The organism is Tepidimonas thermarum (assembly GCF_007556705.1).
Lineage (GTDB): Bacteria > Pseudomonadota > Gammaproteobacteria > Burkholderiales > Burkholderiaceae_C > Tepidimonas > Tepidimonas thermarum.
Map to the genome: position 1 here is coordinate 1 of NZ_VJOL01000022.1, position 20,178 is coordinate 20,178.

The 20,178-nt window shown below is 71.1% G+C and carries 15 protein-coding genes and 1 pseudogene; 5 read left to right on the top strand and 11 right to left on the bottom strand.

Annotated elements, in window-relative coordinates; translation table 11 throughout:
- Positions 1-24: 24 nt before the first annotated feature.
- The 4 genes from Tther_RS06840 to modA all read right to left on the bottom strand — a co-directional run bounded on the left by Tther_RS06840 (position 25) and on the right by modA (position 6,261).
- Positions 25-3,540 carry an MHYT domain-containing protein gene (locus tag Tther_RS06840; protein WP_143902232.1) on the bottom strand — a complete coding sequence of 1,172 codons (3,516 nt, stop codon included), beginning with the start codon at positions 3,538-3,540 and terminating at the stop codon, positions 25-27.
- Positions 3,541-3,609: 69 nt separating this feature from the next.
- On the bottom strand, positions 3,610-4,761 hold the full coding sequence (locus Tther_RS06845) for an ABC transporter ATP-binding protein (RefSeq protein WP_143902234.1): 1,152 nt from the start codon (positions 4,759-4,761) through the stop codon (positions 3,610-3,612).
- A 12-nt stretch (positions 4,762-4,773) separates the two neighbouring features.
- Complete coding sequence (modB, locus tag Tther_RS06850; RefSeq protein ID WP_143902236.1) at positions 4,774-5,436, bottom strand: molybdate ABC transporter permease subunit; 663 nt, start codon at positions 5,434-5,436, stop codon at positions 4,774-4,776.
- Positions 5,437-5,439: 3 nt separating this feature from the next.
- Positions 5,440-6,261, bottom strand: coding sequence for a molybdate ABC transporter substrate-binding protein (gene modA, locus Tther_RS06855; RefSeq protein WP_143902238.1), 822 nt, complete (start codon positions 6,259-6,261; stop codon positions 5,440-5,442).
- 106 nt (positions 6,262-6,367) lie between these two features.
- Here modA and Tther_RS06860 point away from each other — a divergent pair, with 106 nt between their 5' ends.
- Complete coding sequence (locus Tther_RS06860) at positions 6,368-6,823, top strand: winged helix-turn-helix domain-containing protein (RefSeq protein WP_143902239.1); 456 nt, start codon at positions 6,368-6,370, stop codon at positions 6,821-6,823.
- Here Tther_RS06860 and lspA read toward each other — a convergent pair.
- From lspA to Tther_RS06875, 3 genes are read right to left on the bottom strand one after another with little or no spacing between them, the layout of a single operon-like run.
- Complete coding sequence (gene lspA / locus Tther_RS06865; RefSeq protein ID WP_143902240.1) at positions 6,783-7,292, bottom strand: signal peptidase II; 510 nt, start codon at positions 7,290-7,292, stop codon at positions 6,783-6,785. The two genes, Tther_RS06860 and lspA, sit on opposite strands and share 41 nt — an antisense overlap.
- Positions 7,293-7,303: 11 nt before the next feature.
- Positions 7,304-10,204: an isoleucine--tRNA ligase gene (gene ileS / locus Tther_RS06870; RefSeq protein WP_143902242.1), complete on the bottom strand. Its 2,901-nt coding sequence runs from the start codon at positions 10,202-10,204 to the stop codon at positions 7,304-7,306.
- Positions 10,201-11,265: a bifunctional riboflavin kinase/FAD synthetase gene (locus Tther_RS06875; RefSeq protein WP_143902244.1), complete on the bottom strand. Its 1,065-nt coding sequence runs from the start codon at positions 11,263-11,265 to the stop codon at positions 10,201-10,203. Before Tther_RS06875 ends, ileS begins: the two co-directional genes overlap by 4 nt.
- A 56-nt stretch (positions 11,266-11,321) precedes the next feature.
- Here Tther_RS06875 and Tther_RS06880 point away from each other — a divergent pair, with 56 nt between their 5' ends.
- Both Tther_RS06880 and Tther_RS06885 read left to right on the top strand, forming a co-directional pair.
- A complete protein-coding gene (locus tag Tther_RS06880) occupies positions 11,322-11,879 on the top strand; it encodes an HNH endonuclease (RefSeq protein WP_143902246.1) in 558 nt (185 codons plus the stop codon).
- 55 nt (positions 11,880-11,934) lie between these two features.
- Entirely contained in the window at positions 11,935-14,079 is a 2,145-nt protein-coding gene (locus tag Tther_RS06885) for a hypothetical protein (protein WP_143902249.1), read from the top strand.
- Between the two features lie 22 nt (positions 14,080-14,101).
- On the opposite strand, the gene Tther_RS06890 is transcribed toward Tther_RS06885, so the two are convergent.
- The 4 genes and pseudogenes from Tther_RS06890 to Tther_RS06905 all read right to left on the bottom strand — a co-directional run bounded on the left by Tther_RS06890 (position 14,102) and on the right by Tther_RS06905 (position 18,459).
- Positions 14,102-15,574: an aldehyde dehydrogenase family protein gene (locus Tther_RS06890; RefSeq protein ID WP_143902251.1), complete on the bottom strand. Its 1,473-nt coding sequence runs from the start codon at positions 15,572-15,574 to the stop codon at positions 14,102-14,104.
- Positions 15,575-15,721: 147 nt separating this feature from the next.
- A pseudogene (locus Tther_RS06895) lies at positions 15,722-16,036 on the bottom strand (FAD-dependent oxidoreductase); the annotation flags it as partial.
- A 102-nt stretch (positions 16,037-16,138) separates the two neighbouring features.
- Positions 16,139-17,251, bottom strand: a complete 1,113-nt coding sequence (locus Tther_RS06900) for an acyl-CoA dehydrogenase family protein (protein WP_143902255.1) — start codon at positions 17,249-17,251, stop codon at positions 16,139-16,141.
- A gap of 26 nt (positions 17,252-17,277) precedes the next feature.
- Positions 17,278-18,459 (bottom strand): acyl-CoA dehydrogenase family protein, encoded by a 1,182-nt coding sequence (locus Tther_RS06905; protein WP_143902257.1) that lies wholly within the window; start codon positions 18,457-18,459, stop codon positions 17,278-17,280.
- Between the two features lie 94 nt (positions 18,460-18,553).
- Between Tther_RS06905 and purN the strand changes: the two genes are divergently transcribed.
- Together purN and Tther_RS06915 are read left to right on the top strand one after the other, a co-directional pair.
- Positions 18,554-19,174: a phosphoribosylglycinamide formyltransferase gene (gene purN, locus Tther_RS06910; protein WP_143902259.1), complete on the top strand. Its 621-nt coding sequence runs from the start codon at positions 18,554-18,556 to the stop codon at positions 19,172-19,174.
- Between the two features lie 93 nt (positions 19,175-19,267).
- The gene (locus tag Tther_RS06915) at positions 19,268-20,176 is read left to right on the top strand and encodes an alpha/beta fold hydrolase (RefSeq protein WP_143902261.1); all 909 of its coding nucleotides are present in this window, start codon (positions 19,268-19,270) and stop codon (positions 20,174-20,176) included.
- Positions 20,177-20,178: the final 2 nt, after the last annotated feature.

The window sequence follows — 20,178 nt, forward strand, 5'->3', positions numbered from 1 at the left end:
CAATGCCGACGGTTCGGTCAAGACCTATGGATCCTTCACGGGGACGGTGTCCGGGACCACCTGCGTATCTGCCAATACGCCTGTGACCATCACGGTCGTGGATAGCAATGGTTCGGTGGGTACGGCGGTGGCGTCGGGGGCAAGGGGTGCGCCACCACGCCAGCGTTGCAGCAGCGCCAGCGCGGCGTCGAAGTCGAAGGCATCCAGCGCCTGCCGCAGCGATAGGGCCTGCGCCGGGTGGGTGTGGGCCAGGGTTTCCAGGGCGGCGCTGGGGATTTCCCCCCGCCGGCAGGCGTTTTCCAGCGTCTGCCGCAGGGGCTCGGGCAGCGGGGGGGCGGCCACCTCGGGCGGGGTCGCCGCCTCGAGGGCGGCAGGCGCGTCCCCAGGTGGGGAGGCGGCGGCGCTGTGCTGCGCCAGCCAGTCCAGCACGGCCTGCCACGCCTGCATCGCCGGCAGCGGGTCTGCGGGGGCCCCGCGCGCGCAGGCGTGCTCCTGCGCGCGGGCGGCGGCGGCCAGCGCGGGCAGCGCCAAATTGGCGGCGGTGCCGGCCACGCGGTGCCAATCCTCACGCCCCCAGCGCGCCGCGTCGGCCCAGCGCGGCGCTTGCTCCGCGACCCAGGCCCGCAATTGCGCAAGCCAGGCGCTGCCCCACAGGGCGTGGCCGCGCGCCGCATCGGCCACGGGTGGTGGCCCCTGCGTCGGCTGGCTGGCGCTGGCGGCGGTTGGGCCGGCGACAAGCCGCGGCTGGGGCGCTGGGGCCGTATCGGTGGGCGCTGGCGTCGCGGCGGCGGGTGCGGCGGCGCGGCGGCGCGCCGCTTCGGCCAGCACGTGCCGCAGGGCAGAGGGGTCGATGGGTTTTTCCAGAAAGCCGTCCATGCCGGCGCGCTGGGCGGCGGCGCGGTCGTCGTCGAGCACGCTGGCGCTCAGCGCCCACACCGGCACCGGGGGCAGACCGTGGGCGCGCTCCCACGCGCGCAGTTGCGCACACGTGGCCGGACCATCCAGGCCGGGCATGTGCAGGTCCAGCAGCACCAGGTCCCAGTGGTGGGGGGCTGTCTGGTAGCGCGCCAGCAGGGTGGCGCCGTCGGGCTCCACCGTGGTCTCATGGCCGTCGCGCGCCAGCAGTTGTGCCAGCAGCTCGCGGTTTTGCGCCACGTCGTCCGCGGCCAAGACGTGCAGCGGCCGCACCGCGTCGGCGGGCAGCGCCGGCGGCGGCGGGGCGTCGTCACAGTCGGCCGCGGGCAGTGCCGGCAGGGGCAGGCGCACGTCCACGCGCGTGCCCACGCCCACCGTGCTGTGCAGCGCCACCTCGCCACCCATCAATTCGGCCAGCCGCCGCACGATGCTCATGCCCAGTCCGGTGCCACCGTAGCGGCGGGCCGTGCCGGCGTCGGCCTGTACGAACGGGTCGAAGATGGCCTGTTGGCGCTCGGGCGGGATGCCGATGCCGGTGTCCTCCACCCACAGCCGCACGGTCGCACCGGCATCGTCGGGCGCCGCCCCCAGGGTGACCGAGCCTCGCTCGGTGAATTTGATCGCGTTGCCCAGCAGGTTGGCCAGGATTTGGCGAATCCGGTCGGCGTCGCCGTGGCGGCAGGTCGCCCCCTGAGGATCCTGTTGCAGCCGCAGGTTGAGCCCTTTGCGCGCGGCCAACACGCCGAACTGCGAGACCAGATCGTGCAGCAGGCGGTCGAGCCGAAACGGCGCGGGTGCGATGCGGAATTCGCCGCGTTCCAGTTTGGCGGCGTCCAGCACATCGTTGAGGATGCGCAGCAGCCCGCGTACCGACTCCAGGATCAGGCGCGCCTGCTCGCGCTCGGGGCTGTCGGCCGGCAAGCGCTCGCGCAGCAGTTCGGCAAAGCCGACGATGGCGTTCATCGGCGTGCGGATTTCGTGGCTGACGTTGGCAAAGAAGACGCTGCGGCTGGCCAGCGCGCGCTGCAGTTCGTCTTGCGTGCGCTGCAGCGCTTGCACCATGCGCACCCGGTCGGTGATGTCGAACGCGAGCTTGAGCACCGATTGCACGCTGCCGTTGTCGTCCAACAGCGGCTGGTACCAGCCCGAGAGGTGCACGGTGCGCCCGTCCTTGGCGCGGCGCACGAAGTCCCCCGGCTGCGCCTGGCCGCTGCGCAGCGCGGCCCAAAACGCGGCTATGTCGCTGGCGTCGGCGTCGTTGGCCCACACCACCCGGTGCGGTTGGCCGATCAACTCGGCCGGTTGGTAGCCCAGCAGTTGCGCGAGCTTGGCGTTGACCTCGACGAACACGGCATCGGGCGACAGCACGGCACGGCCAACCACCTGGTCGATCGCCGCCAGCAGGGCCTGCTCGCGGGCGCGGACCTCGTGCTCCGTGGTGACGTCGGTGAGGTACAGGTCCAGCACCGGCACAGGCGCGGCGCGCCCGCGCGCGTCGCTCTGAAAGTCGTGCACCACGGCGCGCACGCGCACATGGCGCCAGCCGCGCGTGGCGTGCTGCAGGCGCAGCTGCAACTCGGTTTGGTAGTGCGCTGGCCGCTGCTGCGGGATCACCCGCTGCAACATCGGGCGGTCGTCCGGGTGCACCAAATCCAGCAGCGACCAGCGCTTCTGCAGGTAGTCGTGCAACGGGCGGCCGGTCAATTCCGCCAGCGACGGCGAGACCAGCAGCCGCTCGAAATCCCCGCCCGCGCGCAACCGCACGATGGCGCCGGGCAGGTGGTTCAGGATGTCGGTCAGCAGCGCTTCGCGCTCGCGCAGCCGCAGCGCCAGCGCCCGGTAGCTGGCGATGCCCAGCAGCCCCCAGGCAAAGCCGAACGTGCTCACCACCGCGGCGGCCACGGTCAGCGCCAGCTCGACCTGGCGGTTGGACCCGCGCGGAAAATCCGGGTCAAACGGGCCGATGAACAGCGACGCCTGCATCGCGGTGTAGTGCATGCCGCTGGTGGCCAGCCCGAGCAGACAGCCGGCGATGGCGACCACCGCCCAGCCGGGCAGGTGGCTGTGGCGGCGCAGCCACTCGCGCGCGCCCAAGCCGGCCATGGCCAGGGCCACGGCCACGACGATGGACAGCGCAAAGCCCAGCGGGTCGTAGCGCAGGGCGCTGTCGATGCGCAGCGCCAGCATGCCGCTGTAGTGCATGGCGCCGATGCCTGCCCCCACCCAGAGCCCGGCGAGCGCGATCGCGCGCCCGTTGGGCCGCTCGCGCCGGGCGTACAGGCGCAGGCCGATGGCCGAGGCGACCACGCTGGGCAGCACGGACAGCGCGGTGATCCAGGGTTCGTAGCGCACGGGCTGGCACAGGTCGGCTGCGAGCATGCCGATGAAGTGCATGGCCGATACGCTAACCCCCAAGGTCAGCGCGGCCAAGCCATAAGCCCCGTGGGCCACGGTGGTGCCGAAGCGCTGCGGATGCCGCGCCAGATTGACCAGCAACAGCGCGGCCACACCGCCCGCACAGGCGATCAGCAGCGACAGCGCGACCAGGCCGGGGTCATAGACCACCGGCGCCAGCGGCCCGGCCTCATCCCGCCACGCAAACCAACGCTGCCACCACGGTTGCATGCTGTCACCCCGAACGTTTGCCGCCCATCATAGCGGGGCCGGCGTGCGCGCCCGAGCCGGGCGCGGCCTTCAACCCGCGCTGCGGGTGGGCATCACATGCACCCAGTCGCAGTCGAGCCAGACGCGCAGCGGCTGGCCGGGCTGCAGCACCTGCCGCAGCGGGCCAGAGCGCACCAGGCGCAGCTCCACGCCCGGCAGACCATCGACGCTGGCGGTGGCCATCGTCGTCTCGCCCAGGTTGCGCACCGTGCGCACGGTGCTGGCCAGTGCCTGCTCGCAGGGTTTGGCGGCGTGGCCGCCTGCGGCGCGTTCGCTGTCCAGGTGCAGGCCGTCGCCCTGCACCACCCAGGTCACGCGCTGCCCGGGGGGAATCTTGCCTTTGTCGCGCACGCGCAGCTGCAGGGGCGACGGCGTGCCATCCGGCAGGTGCCACTGCAGCCAGCCGGCGCCAGCGGCGCGGTCAGCCGCGTCGCGCGGCCCCAGCCATACGCCCTGAAAGCGGTTCTGCACCCCCACCAAGTCGGCCACGCGCGCGTTGCGCGGGCTGCGGTAGATGTGCGCCGGGGTGCCGCTTTGCAGCACCCGGCCCTGGTCCATCACCACCAGCCGGTCGGCCAGGTGCCGCGCCTCGATCAGGTCGTGCGTGACGAGGACGATGGGGATGGCCAGCTCCTGCCGCAAGTCGGCCAGCAGGTCGTACAGGCCCTGACGGTTCATCTGATCGACGGCTGAAAACGGCTCGTCCAGCAGCAGCAGGCGGGGCTGGCGCGCCAGCGCACGCGCCACCGCCACGCGCTGTTGCTGCCCGCCGGAGAGCTGGGCGGGGCGCTGTTGCATCTGCTGTGGCGTCAGACGCACGTGCTCGAGCCAGTGCGCCGCCTCGGCGCGGCGCTGGCCGCGTGGGCGGTGTAGCAGCGCCAGCGCCACGTTGTCGAGCGCACTCAGGTGCGGCATCAGCGCGTAGTGTTGAAACACCAGCCCGACGTGGCGCCGTTGGGGCGGCATGAACACGCCAGCCTGCGTATCGACCCAGACCTCGTTGCCGACGCGGATGAGGCCGCTTTGCGGGCGCATGAGCCCGGCCAGGCAGCGCAGCAACGAGGTCTTGCCGGCGCCCGATGGCCCCACCAGCGCCAGCAGCTCGTTAGGCTGGCACTGGACCGTGCCGTGCAGCGGCATCGGCTGGTGCTGTTCGATTTCGACGTGCAAGGCAGCGCCCATGGTCACCCCCTCTTAGCGCCGGATCGTGCGCGCCGCGGCGAAGAACGACGCTGCCACCGCCAGCAGCGACAGCACCAGCAGCAGCAGCGCCATGCGGTCGGCGGCGGCCAGGTCGAACGCCTGCACGCGATCGTAGATGCTGATGGCGATCGTCTTGGTCTCGCCGGGGATGTTGCCCCCCACCATCAGCACGACGCCAAACTCACCCAGCGTGTGCACGAAGGTCAGCACCGTCGCCGACAGGATGCCCGGCCAGGCCAGCGGCAGCTCCACCCGCCACAGCGTCTGCCAGCGCGACAGCCCATGCACCGCGGCGGCTTCGGTCAACTGGGCCGGGATGGCTTCGAAGGCACGCTGAATCGGCTGCACCATGAACGGGACATTGAACACCACCGAGGCGATCAGCAGGCCGGCAAAGTTGAACGTCAAGCGCAGGTCGAAGTGCTCCAGCAGCCACGCCCCCAACGGCGAGGCCGCCCCCAGCGACACCAGCAGGTAATAACCCAGCACCGTGGGCGGCAGCACCAGCGGCAGCACCACCGCAGCCTCCACCAACGACTTGCCGACGAAGCTGGCGCGCGCCAGCCAGCGCCCCATCCACAAGCCCAGCGGTACCAGCACGACCAGGGTGGCGGCAGCCAGCTCCACCGACAGCGCCAGCGCGGACCAATCCACCGATCACTCCTTGGGCATGGCAAAGCCGTAGCGCACCATGATGGCCTGGGCCTCAGGCGTGCTCAAAAAGTCGTAGAACTGGCGCGCCGCAGGAGGCGCATCCTTGAGCAACACCATGCGCTGCGCCAGCGGCTGGTGCCACGATGCCGGAATCAGCGCAAAGGTCCCCAACGCGGCCACCTGCGGGGCCTGGGCCAGCGACAGCGCGATGATGCCGCCTTCGGTCGAGCCGGAGGTGGCGAACTGTGCGGTTTGCGCGATGTTTTCGCCATAGACCAAGCGGGGTTCGATCTTCTCCCACAGGCCGGCGTGTTGCAGCGCCTCTTTGGCGCGCATGCCGTAGGGGGCGTGGTCTGGCGATGCGATGGCAAACTTGCGCAGCCGCCCGTCCTGCAGCGCGGCGGCCAGGTCCCGCAGCGCGCCGTCGGCCTTGAGGGGCGACCCCTTGGGCACCAGGATGCCGATGCGGCCATAGGCGTAGAGCCGGCCGCGGTCGAGCGTCTTGCCGGCGTCGGCGAGCTTGAAGACGAACCCCTCATCCGCCGACATGAACAGGTGAAACGGCGCGCCTTGCAGGATTTGCGAATAGAAGTTGCCCGACGAGCCAAACACCAGCCGCAGCCGCTGGCCGGTGCGCTGTTCGAACAAGCGGGCGACTTCCTCGATTGCAAACTTGAGGTCCGAGGCCGCCGCCACGGTGGGGGGGTTGCCTGCGGGCGCTTGGGCCAGCGCGTGGCTTTGCCAGCCGATCGCGCTCAGCGCCAGGGCGGCAAGCAACCAGCGGCGGCGGGTGTGCGCGGGGGTGGGACTGGGGTGTTCAAGCATGGTGGAGGTCTCCGCGTACGTGGGGTGTTGGACACCTTCGTTATTCTATCCATGCGATATCGTCATATATAGATAATGATGGCCCGTGCTTGGTATCATGCACCGGATGAAGCCGTCCCTTCAGGTCTCCCCGCTGGAAGCGCGCACGCGCTTTCGCATCCAGGTCAAGCATGCCGTGGCCATCGGCCCGGGCAAGGCGGACGTGTTGCAGGGCATTGCCGAAACCGGCTCGATCGCCGAAGCCGGTCGGCGGCTGGGCATGAGCTACCAGCGCGTGTGGTCGTTGGTGCAGGCGATGAACCGCGATTTCCTCGCGCCGCTGGTGCACAAGCAGCGCGGCGGCAGCCACGGCGGCGGCGCGATGCTGACGCCGCTGGGCGAGCGGGTGCTGGCCCTGTACCGCGATGTGGAGGCACGCGCGCAGGCGGCGGTGGAGGCGCCGTTGGCCGAGTTGGTGGCGCTCATCCGGTGTGATGCCCAAGACGGCACTGGCGCGCCCGCAGCGCCTGCGGCCGCCCCGGTCAGCGGCTGCGCCGCACCCGCAGGATCTCGTCCAGAATGAGGCCGCAGGCGCCCAGGGTGATGGCGCTGTCGGCCAGGTTGAACGCGGGGAAGTGCCCGCCCGCAAACAGCGGCGCCAGCCAGCGGAAGTGAAAGTCCAACATGTCCACCACGTAGCCGTGCACCAAACGGTCGATCACGTTGCCGATGGCGCCGCCCAACAGGCACGCCAGTGAGAACGCAAACAGGCGCTGCCCCGGGTGCGCGCGCAGCATCCACACGATGAACACGGCCGCGGCAACGCCAACAGCGGTGAAAAACCAGCGCTGCCAGCCACCCGCCTGGGCCAGGAACGAAAACGCCGCGCCGGGGTTGTGCACGCGCACGATGTTGAAAAACGAGGTCACCGGCGTGACCTCGCCCGGCCGGTACAGCACCAGAATGAGCCCCTTGGTGAGCTGGTCCAGCAGCACAATGAGGAACGCCAACCCGAGCCAGGTCAGCATGCCCTTGGACGAGGCTTTGGCCATGGCAGGGTGGTTCAGGCGGCGTGCCGGGCCTCGCCCTCGCCGTACAGGTTGCGGGTGCAGCGCCCGCACAGGTGCGGGTGCGCGCTGTCGTGGCCAACGTCGGCGCGCCAGTGCCAGCAGCGTGCGCACTTGGGGTGCGGCGACGGCGTGACCGCCACGGCCAGCGACGCTCCGGCCTGCAGCGTCAGCGCCGAGACGAGGAAGACGAACTTGGCGTCATCGCCCAGCGTGGCCAGCAGCGCATGGTCCTCGGGCGGCAACGTCAGCGTGACCTCGGCCTGCAGCGAGGGGCCGATGCGCCCGGCCGCGCGTTCGTCCTCGATGGCTTTGTTGACCGCGTCGCGGATGGTCAGGATGCGCGCCCACTTGGCGAGCAGCGCCTCGTCGGGGCTGGGCAGCGCGAGGTAGGTTTCGGTGAAGATCGACGGTGTGTGGCCGATCAGGGCCCACGCCTCTTCGGCCGTGAACGAAAGGAAGGGTGCGATCCAGCGCAGCAGCGCGTGCGTGATCTGGTGCAGCGCGGTCTGGGCGCTGCGCCGCGCCAGGCTCTTGGGCGCGGTGGTGTAGAGCCGGTCCTTGAGCACGTCCAGGTAAAACGCGCCCAGGTCTTCGGAGCAATACACCTGCACCTTGGCCACGACGGGGTGAAACTCGTAGCGGTGGTAGTGCGCCAGGATGTCGGCCTGCAGCTGCGCAGCGCGCGCCAACGCCCAGCGGTCGATTTCCAGCATCTGTTCGGGCGCCACGGCGTCGGCGCGCGGGTCGAAGTCGCTGATGTTGGCCAGCAAAAAGCGCAGCGTGTTGCGCATGCGCCGGTAGGCGTCCACCACCCGGGCCAGGATTTTGTCGTCGATGCCCAGGTCGCCGGAGTAGTCGGTGGCGGCCACCCACAGGCGGATGATCTCGGCGCCAAGCTTGTCGCTGACCTCCTGCGGGGCCACGACGTTGCCAAGCGACTTGCTCATCTTGCGGCCCTGGCCGTCCACGGTAAAGCCGTGCGTCAGCAGCCCTTTGTAGGGCGCGCGCCCGTGCATGGCGCAGGCGGTCAGCAGTGAGGAGTGAAACCAGCCGCGGTGCTGGTCATGGCCTTCCAGGTACAGGTCGGCCTCGGGGCCGCTGTCGTGGCCGGCGCCGGCGTGGCTGCCTTTGAGCACCGTGTGGTGCGTGGTGCCGGAGTCGAACCACACCTCCAGGATGTCGGTGCTCTTGGTGTAGCGCGCCGGATCGGTGTCGTCGCCCATGCGCTGCAAGATGTCGGCCACGCCGAGCTTGCTCCAGGCCTCGATGCCGCCGGCTTCGACCACGGCGGCGGCCAGGTCGATGATCTCCGGCGTGCGCGGGTGTGGCTCGCCACTGTCCACATCCAGCAGGAAGGGCAGGGGCACGCCCCAGCTACGCTGGCGGCTGATGCACCAGTCGGGCCGGTTGGCGATCATGTCGCGCAGCCGCGCGCGCCCGCTTTCGGGGTAGAACTGGGTGTGCTCGATGGCCTCCAGCGCCATTTCGCGCAGCGTGCGCGGTGCTGGGTCGGTGGCAAAAATGCCTTGCGTGGCCGCGGTGGGCGCATCCATGCGGATGAACCACTGGGCCGCCGCGCGGTAGATGACCGGCGTTTTGTGGCGCCAGCAGTGCGGGTAGCTGTGGGTGATGGTCTGGGTGGTCAGCAGCCGGCCGGCTTCGCGCAGCGTCTCGATGATGAGCGGCGAGGCCTGCCAGATCGACTGGCCGCCAAAGAGCGGCAGGTCGGCCGCATACACGCCGTTGCCCTGCACGGGGTTGAGGATGTCCCCCAACGCCAACCCATGCGCCACGCAACTGTTGAAGTCCTCCACCCCGTAGGCGGGGGCCGAGTGCACGATACCGGTGCCGTCGTCGGCGGTGGCGTAGTCGGCCAGATACACGGGGCTCAAGCGGTCGTAGCCCGGGTGCACATGCGCCAGCGGGTGGCGAAAGGCGATGCGCTCCAGCACCCGGCCTGGCGCCACCGCCACCACATCGCCGCTGAGGCCCCAGCGTTGCAGGCAAGGCTCCACCAGCGCCTCGGCCAGGATCAGCAGCCCGCGCGGCGTGTCCACCAGCGCGTAGGGCAGCGCGGGGTTGACGTTGAGCGCCTGGTTGGCCGGTATCGTCCACGCGGTGGTGGTCCAGATGACGGCATAAACAGGGCGGCCTGCCAACCCCGACGGGCTGGCGTGCGGCAAGCCGCTGTCGCGGAAGAACGCTTGCAGCACGCGCTCGGGTTCGGCGCATTCGAACGCCACGTCCAGCGTCTGGCTTTGCTTGTCGGCGTATTCGATTTCGAACTCCGCCAGCGACGAGCCGCAGTCGAAGCACCAATACACGGGCTTGAGGCCGCGGTAGACGAACCCCCGCTCCATGACGCGCTTGAAGGCGCGCAGCTCCTCGGCCTCGTTGCGAAAGTCCATCGTGCGGTACGGGGCATCCCACTGGCCCAGCACCCCCAGGCGCTTGAAGTCCGCCATCTGCAGCGCGATCTGCTCGGTGGCAAAGGCCCGCGCGCGCGCCTGCATCTCATCGCGGCTCAGTCCGCGCCCGTGCAGCTTTTCGATGGCGTTTTCGATCGGCAGGCCGTGGCAGTCCCAGCCCGGGACGTACTGCGCGTCAAAGCCCGCGAGCTGGCGCGCCTTGACGATCATGTCTTTGAGCACCTTGTTGACCGCGTGCCCGATGTGGATGCGGCCGTTGGCGTAGGGCGGGCCGTCGTGCAGCACGAATTTGGGTGCACCGCGGCGTGCCTCGCGCAGGCGCTGGTAAATGCCTTGTTCCTCCCACTGGCGCACCCAGCCCGGCTCGCGCTGCGGCAGGTTGCCACGCATCGGAAACGGGGTTTCCGGCAGGTTGAGCGTGTGGCCGTAATCGGGGGCCGGGGCGGTGTCGCGGCGGTCGGTCATGATGGGCGAGCGGGCGTGGGGCCGTGCGCGGCAAACCAGGCGCGGGCATCGGCGCAATCCTGTGCGATGCCAGCGGTCAGGGCATCGAGGCTGTCGTAGCGGCGTTCGTCGTGCAGCTTGTGCAGCAGCTCGACGCGGATGATTCTACCGTAGGCCTCACCCGGGGACGGGGCGTGCGCCAGGGCGCGTTGCACCCGCTCGGGCCAGCTCAGGCAGTGCGTCTCCAGCAGCACCCGACCGCCATTGACGTCGTTGGGGTCCAGCGAGGGCCGCACGCCCAGGTTGGCCACGCCCGGCAGCGGCGCGGCATCCGGCGCGGGATCGAGCCCGTGCACCTGCACCACAAAGATGCCGCTGGCCGCCGGCTTCCAATGGTCGAAGCGCAGGTTCAGGGTACGAAAACCGTCGCCACGGCCGCGCGCGGATTCGCCCAGCGCGCGGCCCAGCTTGCGCCCGTGCACCACGTGCCCGCTGATGGCGTAGGGCCGGCCCAGCAGCGCCGCCGCGTGTGCCATGTCGCCGGCGCTGAGCGCCTCCCGCACGGCGGAGCTCGACACCCGCAGGCCATGCACCTCGTAGCTCATCATGCGCGCCACGTCAAAGCCGCGCGCCTCGCCCGCCGCGTCGAGCAGCGCGTAGTCCCCGCGGCGCTGCGCCCCAAAGCGAAAATCGTCGCCCACCAGCACGTAGCGCGCCCCCAGCGCGCCCACCAACACCTCGTCGATGAAGGCCTCGGCCGACAAGGCGGCCAGGGCCGCGTCGAAGGGCAGGATCACGCACTCGTCGATGCCGCAGCGGCGCAGTTCGGCCAGTTTGTCACGCAGCGTGGCGATGCGCGCGGGTACCAGCTCCGGGCGGCGCAGCCGCGCCGCAAAGAAGTCGCGCGGGTGCGGCTCGAACGTGACCGCGCACGACGGCACCCCGCGGTGCCGCGCCTCGTTGATCAGCAAGGCCAGCATCGCTTGGTGGCCGCGGTGCACGCCGTCGAAATTGCCGATCGTCAGCGCCCGCGGCTGGGGCGGGTGCCGGCGCAGGTTGTGCAGGCCGTACAGGATTTTCATGGTCGGTAGGCGGCTGTCACGCAGTCGTCGCCAAAGCGCGTTACTATGACACAGCCATGCGAGTGCTCAAGCTGACCGCGCAAGGCCTGCCACAGGCGTGGTTGACGCTGGAGGAGGCCGTGCTCCACTACGCCGCCGGCGATGTGCGCTGGGTGGCGGGGGCCCACATTGCGACGTTTCGCGGTGGCCACAACGCCCGCACCGGCGTGCAGTCGGTGGTGGCCATCCACTCCATCATCGGCACCCGCGGGCACACGGCGATCAACCCGTTCGACATCGTGCCCACGCTGTCCAACGCCAAGCTGTTCGCGCGCGACCGCCAACTGTGCGCCTACTGCGGTCAGCGCTTTGACGAAGCGGTGCTCACGCGCGAGCACGTGGTGCCGTTGGCCCAGGGCGGGCGCGATCACTGGATGAACGTGGTCACCGCGTGCCGCACCTGCAACCACCGCAAAGGCAACCGCACGCCCGAGCAGGCGCACATGCCCTTGCTCTACGCCCCCTATGTGCCGAGCCTGTGGGAGGACTTCATCCTGCGCAACCGGCGCATCCTGGCCGATCAAATGGAATTTTTGATGGCGCACCTGCCGCGCCACTCGCGCCTGCACGCCTGAGGCGCTGCGTGCCGCCCGCGCCGACCCCACCACGCGCCCCACCCAGGAGCCGGCCATGCCCGACATCCCCGCCCCCGCCGCTGCCGAGGTGCACCGCTGGCGTTTTTTCCGCGCCGGCGGGGTCCACCAGGTGCGCATCGACCGCGCCGCGGATTTGCGCGCCTTGCCCGACCTCGATCCCAAGCTCTGGGCAGCCCTGGCCTGCCCGACGGCGGGGCTGGCCATCGCGCCGCCGACCCTGGCGGCGCTCGACACCGATGGCGATGGGCGCATCCGCTTGCCCGAGGTGCGCGCCGCGGTGCGCTGGGTGTGCGAGCGGCTGCGCGACCCGGCCCTGATCCTGACCCCGGGCGATGCGCTGCCGCTGGCCGCCCTGGTCGAGGACGACGAAGGGCGCGCGCTGCTTGCCGCCGCGGCCGCGTTGTTGGAGCGCGTCGGCCGCGCCGGCGACGCCGAGCTGCGTGCGGCGGACATGGACGATGCGGCGCGGGTGTTTCCGCCGGCGTTGCCCAATGGCGACGGGGTGGTGCCGGCCGCGTTGGCCGCGACACAGGGGTTGCAGGACTGGGTCGAGCGCATCGCGGCGGCGCGCGCCAGCGTCCCCGACCGCAGCGGTGCGCTGGGCATCGACGAGGCCCTCTTGGCGGCCGCCGAGGCCGATGTGGCCGCGGTGCTGGCTTGGCGCGCGGCGCAACCCGCGGGCGACGCCGTGGCCATGGCCGCGGCGCTGCAGGCCGTGGACGCGGTTGCCGCCAAAGTGGAGGATCACTACACGCGCTGCCGGTTGGTGGCCTTCGATGCGCGCGCGGCCGACGTGCTCGATGGCACGCTGCCGCGGTTGCAGGCGCTGGCGCAGGACATGCTGGACACCACGCAGGCGGCGCTGGCCGCGCTGCCGCTGGCCCACCCACGGCCGCTGCCCGTGCTGCCGCTGCGCGAGGGCCTCAACCCGGCGTGGGCGGACGCGGTGGCCGCGTTGCGCGCCCAGGCGGTGACGCCGCTGCTGGGCGAGCGCGACGCCCTGGACGCCGCGGACTGGGCGGCGCTGCAGGCGCGGCTGCGCCCCTGGCGCGATTGGTGGGCGGCGCGCCCGGACACGCCCGTGGCCGATTGGGACGACCAGACGCTGGCCGAGTGGACGCACGCCGAGGTGCCGACGCGACTGCGCGCGCTCATCGAGCAGGACCGCGCCGCGGCCCCCTTGGCCGAACGGCTGGATGCGCTGCGCCGGTTGCTGTTGTTGCGCCGCGACTTGGCCACACTGCTGCGCAATTTCGTCAACCTGGCCGATTTCTACGGCATGGAGCAGCCGGCGGTGTTCCAGGCCGGTACGCTCTACATCGACCAGCGCGAGTGCCGCCTTTGCCTGCCGGTGGCCGATGCGGCCGCGCACGCCCAGTTGGCGGCGTACAGCGGCTTGTACCTGTTGTATTGCCAGTGCGAGCGCGCCGGCGAGGCGCCGATGACCATCGTCGCCGCGCTCAGCGCCGGTGACGCCCCGGATTTCATGGTGCCGGGGCGCAATGGGGTGTTCGTGGACCGGCAGGGGCGGGACTGGAGCGCGCGCGTGCTGCGCGTGGTGGAAAACCCCATCAGCGTGCGCGAAGCGTTTTGGGCGCCGTACCGCCGCATCGCGCGCTTGGTGGGTGAGCAGGTGCGCAAATGGGCCGCCGCGCGCGAGCAGACCGTGCAGACGCAGGCGGCGCAGCGCGTCGGTGCCGGTGCCGAGACGGTTTCGTCCGGCGCGGCCAAGTCGGCGGGTCAGCAGGCGTTTGACATCGCGCGCTTTGCCGGCATCTTTGCCGCCATCGGGTTGGCGTTGGGCGCCATCGGCACCGCGTTGGCGGCGGTGGTCACGGGCTTTTTGCAGCTGGCGTGGTGGCAAATGCCGCTCGTCATCGCCGGGGTGATGACGCTGGTGTCGGGGCCATCGGTGTTGCTGGCGTGGTTCAAGCTGCGCCAGCGCAACATCGGCCCGTTGCTCGATGCCAATGGCTGGGCGGTCAACATCCGTGCGCGCATCAGCATCGCCTTTGGCGCGCGGCTGACCGCCCTGGCCACGCTGCCGCCGGGGTCGGAGCGTGCGGGGCCCGACCCCCACGCCGATGACCCGTCCCCCTGGCGCTGGCTGTTGCCCCTGTTGGTGGCGGCGGCGTTGGTGGTGTGGGGCTGGCGCGCCGGCTGGTGGTGGGCCAGCTAGCGCTAAGGGCGGGTGCCGGTGCTCAGCGGCGCAGCATCCAGCCCAGCAGCCGCTGCACGAAGGGCGCGTAAGGCGGCCGCACCCAGCGGTCGAATACCGCGCCCACCAGCGGGTGTTGCTGGTACACGCCTTTGAGGTGCGAAAACCGCTCGAAGCCATGCCGCCCGTGGTAGGCACCGACGCCACTGGCGCCCACGCCGCCAAACGGCAAGGCGTGCTGCGGCTGGTGCAACATGCAATCGTTGACGGTGACCCCCCCACTGGTGGTGCCCTGCAGCACGCGCTCGATCAGGCGGGCGTCGCGCTCGAACACATACAGCGCCAGCGGCCGCGGTCCGGCGTTGATGTGCGCCAGCGCCTCCTCGAGCGTGTCGTAGGACAGCACGGGCAGCAGGGGGCCAAAGATTTCCTCGCGCATCAGCGTGCCGTCCAGGGGTGGGTCCAGCACCGCCACCGGCCCGAGCACCGCCGGGCTCGGGGCCTCCTGCCCGGGGTGGGGCAGCGCCTCGTCCCACAGCGGCACCAGGGTGGCGCCGCTGCTTTGCGCCTCGGTGGCCAGCCGCACCATGCGCTGCCAGGCGGCGGCCGACATCAGCGCCGTGTAGTCGGCGTCGGCGCTGCCCTGCGGCCAGCGGCGGCGCGCCTGCGCCCGCAGCGCGTGCACGAAGGCGTCGCGCTGGGCGCGCGGCACCAGGCAATAGTCGGGTGCGATGCAGGTCTGCCCGGCGTTCCAGCCCTTGGCGGTGACGATGCGGTCGGCCGCCTGCGCCAGGTCCGCGCCAGGCCCGACGATGGCGGGCGATTTGCCGCCCAGCTCCAGCGTCAGCGGCGTCAGCAGGGGGGCGGCGGCCTGGGCCACCAACCGCCCCACGCGTGTGGAGCCGGTAAACAGCAGGTGATCCAGCGGCAACGCCGCCAACGCCGCGGACACATCGGCGCCGCCGGTGACAACGCACACCTGCTCGCTGGCAAAGGCCTCGTGCAGCACGCGCTGCAGCAGCGCCGCGGTGTGGGGGGCGCCCTCCGACGGTTTGAGCAACACATGGTTGCCCGCCGCCAAGGCGTTGGCCAGGGGCGACAGCGTCAGCTGCAGCGGGTAGTTCCAGGCACCGATGATGCCCACCACCCCCAGCGGCTGCGGCACGATGCGGGCACGGGCGGGCCAAAACAGCGGATTGACGGGGACGCGCCGCGGGCGCATCCAGCGCGCCACGTGGCGCCGCAGGTGGCGGATTTCGTCGGCCAGCGGCCCCAGTTCCAGCAGCCGGGTCTCGGTGGGGCTGCGCCGCCCGAAGTCGGCCTCGATCGCGCGCACCCACTGCGCCTCGTGCGCCAGCACGGCGTCGAGCAAGCGCGTGAGCGCCGCACGCCGCGCGGCGGCCGAGGCCGGGGCGCTGCGGGCAAACGCGCTGCGCATGCGCGCCAGCTGGGCTTGCAGGGCCGCGGCAATGTCATCGGGCGGCAGGGCGGCAAAGTCGGTGCGCAGGGCGTTCATGGCGATGTCGGGGCAAGCGGGATCATGCGTGCTCCGAGTGTGCCCCAATCGGCACACCCGTGGCGTCCCACCGCTGCAAGGCCGCCGGCGGGACGTGCTGCATGGCGCGCTCGGCCAGGGCGGTGATGGTCAGGCTGGGGTTGACGCCCAGGTGCGGTCCAGCGTATTTTCGGCGCCGATGCGGCAGCCGATCATGCAGCCGCCGCCGACCGCGTTGCCGTGCAGCACCACCACATGGCGGAAAAAACGCAACGCAAAAAAGCCGCGCCAGCCCAGCGCCGGCCGCCACAGCCAGCGCGCGAAGTCCCAGTTGGTCGCCGGCAGCGCCTCCGGCAGCCAGTGGCGGCCCTGCTCCAACACCGTGACCCGATAGCCCTTCTCGGCCAGGCGCAAGGCGCTGACGCTGCCACCAAAGCCCGATCCGATGACCACGAAATCGGTGTCGTAGGTGAGGTCGCTCATGGACACGGATGGTGCAGGGGCGCGGGGCACGGCGCCAACCGGGAAACCCCCGAATGCCCCGGCGCCTGCTAGGTCATCTGTCGCCGGGGCGACGGCCGGCGCTCAGGCCGCTACCCCGGCCTCGTCGGTCATGCGCGCGGCGACCTCACCCAGGTGGTGCAGCGTGTCGCCAAAGGTCAGCTCCAGCTGCGTCAGGCGCTTGAAGCAGTGGCTGACCAGGTACTCGTCGGTGACGCCGATGCCGCCGTGCAGCTGCACCGCCTGTTGGCCCACGAAGCGCATCGATTGACCCACTTGCACCTTGGTGCGCGCCAGCGCCTGGCGGCGTTGCGCCTCCGGGGTCGCCAGGCGCAGCGAGGCGTACATACTCATGCCGCGTGCCAGCTCCAGCGCCATCTTCATGTCGGCGGCGCGGTGCCGCAGCGCTTGAAAGCTGCCAATGGGCACGCCGAACTGTTTGCGGGTGTTCAGGTATTCCAGCGTCAGCGCCAGCGTGCGGTCCATGACGCCCACGGCCTGCGCGGCCACCAGCGCAATGCCCACGTCCTGTGCCCAGGCCAGCGCCGCCGCGCCATCGCGGCACACCAGTTGGCCCGGGGCGTTGTCCAGCACCACCTCGGCGGCGCGGCTGCCGTCTTGGGTGGGGTAGCCGGTGACGCTGGTGCCTGGGGCGCCGCGTTCGACGCCAAACAGCGCCAGCGCGCCATCCAGCCGCGCGGGCACCAGCCAGGCCGCGGCGTGGTCGCCTGCCGGGACCACGTGCTTGCGGCCGCTCAGGCGCCACGTCGCCCCATCGGCCACCGCGGTGGTGGTGCAAGCGTCGAGCCGGTGGTGGCCGTGCCGCTCGACGTGGGCCAGCACCACCAGCGTGCCCTCGGCCATGCGCGGCAACCAAGCCGCCTGCGCGGCGGCATCGGCGTGGTGCTGCAGCACCGCGGCCGCCACGTGCAAGGGCAGCAGGGGCTCCAGCAGCAGCGACGCGCCCAGGGCTTCGTGCGCCACCATGGCCTCCACGGCACCCAGGCCCATGCCGCCGTGCGCCGTCGGGATGGTCAGCCCGGTCAGGCCCAGCTCGGTCAGCTCGCGCCAGACGTTGGTGTCGAAACCGCCTGCCGCGGCGATGGCGCGGCGCCGCTCGAACCCGTAGCTGCGCTCGGCCCAGCGTTGCACGGCATCGCGCAACTGCATCTGCTCATCGCTGAAATCGAAATCCATGTCGGTGTCTCCGTGATCGCGGGGCCTCAGCCCAGCAGTGTTTGGGCCACGATGTTGCGCTGCACCTCGTTGCTGCCGCCGTAGATGGTGGTCTTGCGCAGGTTGAAGTAGCGCGGTGCCAGCGGCGCCAACGCAGGGTCACCACCGGGGTAGGGTTCCGTCCAGGTGCCTTCCAGCGCCGGCTCCAGGTAGGGCAGGGCCAGCGGCCCGGCCACGTGCATCATCAGCTCGGCCAGGCGCTGCTGGATTTCGCTGCCGCGGATCTTGAGCAGCGCGGCGATGTCCAGCGCCGGTTTGCCGCTGGTCTCGGCGGCCAGCACGCGCAGCACCAGCATCTCCAGCGCCACGATGTCCACCTCCAACGCGGCTATCTGGTCGCGCAGCCGGGCGTCATCCCAGCGCCCTTCGGCCTGCGCCAGGCGCTTGAGGCGCTTGAGCTCGCGTTTGGCGCGGTTGACATCGGCAATGTTGGCGCGCTCGTGCGACAGCAGGTACTTGGCGTAGGTCCAGCCTTTGTTTTCCTCGCCGATCAGGTTGTCGGCTGGCACGCGCACGTTGTCGAACCAGACCTCGTTGACCTCGTATTCGCCATCGAGCAGCCGAATCGGCCGCACGGTCACCCCGGGCGACTTCATGTCGATGAGCAAAAAGCTGATGCCCGTTTGCGGCTTGCCCTCGGTGCTGGTGCGCACCAGGCAAAAAATCCAGTCGGCATGTTGCGCCAGCGTGGTCCAGGTCTTTTGGCCGTTGACGATGTAGTGATCGCCATCGCGCTCGGCGCGGGTGCGCAGGCTGGCCAGATCCGACCCCGACCCGGGTTCGCTGTAGCCCTGGCACCACCACACCTCGCCGCTGGCGATGCCAGGCAAAAAGCGCTGTTGCTGCTCGGGCGTGCCAAAGGCCATGATCACCGGCGCCACCATCACCGGCCCAAAGGGCAGGATGGGGGGCGCGCCCGCCTCGGCCAGCGCCTCGTCGAACAGGTGTTGCTGCACCGGGGTCCAGCCCGGCCCGCCAAACGCGCGCGGCCAGCGGTAGGCCAGCCAGCCTTGCCGGCCCAGGGTGCGCGCCCAGCCCTGGATGTCGTCCTTGCTCAAGCGCAGCCCGGCGTGCACCTTGGCGGCCACGGCCGGGTCCAGGTGCGCCGCGATCCAGGCGCGCACCTCGTCACGAAACGCCCGCTCCTCGGGCGTGAAGGCCAGATCCATGCATCGTCTCCTCGTGCGTCGAAGCCCTCTTTATGCACGGTCGTTCGGTTGTTGGCTGTCGGGACGGTGACAGCAGCCGCTACACTGCCGGCCCATGAGCTCCGACGCCCCTACCGCTTCCCGGCCGCTGGTGATCCTGATTTCCGGGACCGGCTCCAACATGCAGGCCATCGTGCGCGCGGCCCAGCAGCGGCGCTGGCGCGAGCGCCACGGGGCGTTCGTCGCCGCCGTCATCAGCAACCGGCCGGACGCCAAGGGGCTGGCTTGGGCGGCCGGGGAGGGCCTGCCCACCGCGGTGGTGGACCACAAGGCCTATCCCAGCCGCGAGGCGTTCGACGCGGCGCTGGCTGAAGCGATCGGTCGCTTCGACCCCGACGGGCGGGCGCTGGTGGTGCTGGCCGGCTTTATGCGCATCCTCACGCCCGGCTTCGTCGAGCGTTTTGCGGGACGGCTCGTCAACATCCACCCGTCGCTGCTGCCGGCTTTCCCGGGGCTGCACACGCACCAGCGTGCCATCGAGGCGGGCTGCCGCTTTGCCGGCGCGACGGTGCACCTGGTGACGGCGGAGCTGGACCACGGCCCGATTCTGGAGCAGGCGGTGGTGCCGATCCTGCCCGGCGACACGCCCGAGGCGCTGGCCGCGCGCGTGCTCACGCAGGAGCACCTGATCTACCCGCGCGCCATCGAACGCTGGCTGCGCGACGCTGGCGCCTGACGTCCATTGTCTGGCGTCGTCGGTCATCGCCGCAGCGCGCCGCATCCGGCACAGTGGGGCCTTGCCTTCCCCCGTGTTGCTGGAGCCGTTGCCATGTCCGCCGTCGAACGAATCTTCACCCGCGCCTGTGCCGCCGCCGCCCTGACCCTGCCCCTGGCCGCGGGGGTGGCGTCGGCCTCCATCCCCCCGGCCGTCACCCGTCATCTGACGCTGCCCCAGGGCCGGATCGCCTACGACGACACCGGCGGCCCCGGGCCGCTGGTGCTGGCCATTCCCGGCATGGGAGATCTGCGCAACGAATACCGTGCTGTGCGCCCCTTGCTGTGGCGCGCCGGCTACCGCGTGGTGACGATGGACATTCGCGGCCATGGCGACTCGTCGGTGGCGTGGGACGACTACTCGGCCCGCGCCATCGGGCTCGATGCGCTCGAGCTGATCCGGCACCTGCAGGCCGGACCGGCGGTGATCCTGGGCAACTCGTTTGCCGCCGGCTCGGCGCTGTGGGCCGCGCACGAGATGCCCGCACAGGTGCGCGGCGTGGTGCTGCTGGGCCCGGTGGTGCGCGACGGGCAGCCGCCGTGGTGGGCGCGGGCGGCGGTGGCGGTGGGCTTCGCCGGTCCGTGGCGCACGGCGTTCTGGATGGCGTTTTGGGACAGTCTGTTCCCATTGCGCAAGCCGGACGATCACGCCCAGGCGCGCGCCGCGCTGGCGGCCAACCTGCGCGAGCCGGGGCGCATGGCCGCGCTGCGCACGATGGTGGGCCTTTCCAAGGCCGACACCGAGGCGATCGTGGGACATAGCCGGGTGCCCGCGCTGGTGGTGATGGGCACGCGCGACCCCGACTTCCCCAACCCCGTGGCCGAGGCGCGCTGGCTGGGCGAGCGGTTGGGCTGCGAGCCCATCCTGGTGGAAGGCGCGGGCCACTACCCGCATCTGGAAGTGCCGCAGCAGGTTGCGCCGGCGCTGCTGGCGTTTCTGGCCCGCACAGCCCCGCTGCGATGACG

Excerpts from the sequence above, each read along its gene's own strand:
- lspA (WP_143902240.1), bottom strand. The coding sequence starts at position 7,292 with ATGGCCAAAGCCTCGTCCAAGGGCATGCTGACCTGGCTCGGGTTGGCG.
- Tther_RS06845 (WP_143902234.1), bottom strand. The coding sequence starts at position 4,761 with ATGGGCGCTGCCTTGCACGTCGAAATCGAACAGCACCAGCCGATGCCG.
- Tther_RS06880 (WP_143902246.1), top strand. The coding sequence starts at position 11,322 with ATGCGAGTGCTCAAGCTGACCGCGCAAGGCCTGCCACAGGCGTGGTTG.
- modA (WP_143902238.1), bottom strand. The coding sequence starts at position 6,261 with ATGCTTGAACACCCCAGTCCCACCCCCGCGCACACCCGCCGCCGCTGG.
- Tther_RS06915 (WP_143902261.1), top strand. The coding sequence starts at position 19,268 with ATGTCCGCCGTCGAACGAATCTTCACCCGCGCCTGTGCCGCCGCCGCC.
- Tther_RS06875 (WP_143902244.1), bottom strand. The coding sequence starts at position 11,265 with ATGAAAATCCTGTACGGCCTGCACAACCTGCGCCGGCACCCGCCCCAG.
- Tther_RS06860 (WP_143902239.1), top strand. The coding sequence starts at position 6,368 with ATGAAGCCGTCCCTTCAGGTCTCCCCGCTGGAAGCGCGCACGCGCTTT.
- Tther_RS06840 (WP_143902232.1), bottom strand. The coding sequence starts at position 3,540 with ATGCAACCGTGGTGGCAGCGTTGGTTTGCGTGGCGGGATGAGGCCGGG.
- purN (WP_143902259.1), top strand. The coding sequence starts at position 18,554 with ATGAGCTCCGACGCCCCTACCGCTTCCCGGCCGCTGGTGATCCTGATT.
- Tther_RS06885 (WP_143902249.1), top strand. The coding sequence starts at position 11,935 with ATGCCCGACATCCCCGCCCCCGCCGCTGCCGAGGTGCACCGCTGGCGT.
- Tther_RS06900 (WP_143902255.1), bottom strand. The coding sequence starts at position 17,251 with ATGGATTTCGATTTCAGCGATGAGCAGATGCAGTTGCGCGATGCCGTG.
- Tther_RS06890 (WP_143902251.1), bottom strand. The coding sequence starts at position 15,574 with ATGAACGCCCTGCGCACCGACTTTGCCGCCCTGCCGCCCGATGACATT.
- ileS (WP_143902242.1), bottom strand. The coding sequence starts at position 10,204 with ATGACCGACCGCCGCGACACCGCCCCGGCCCCCGATTACGGCCACACG.
- Tther_RS06905 (WP_143902257.1), bottom strand. The coding sequence starts at position 18,459 with ATGGATCTGGCCTTCACGCCCGAGGAGCGGGCGTTTCGTGACGAGGTG.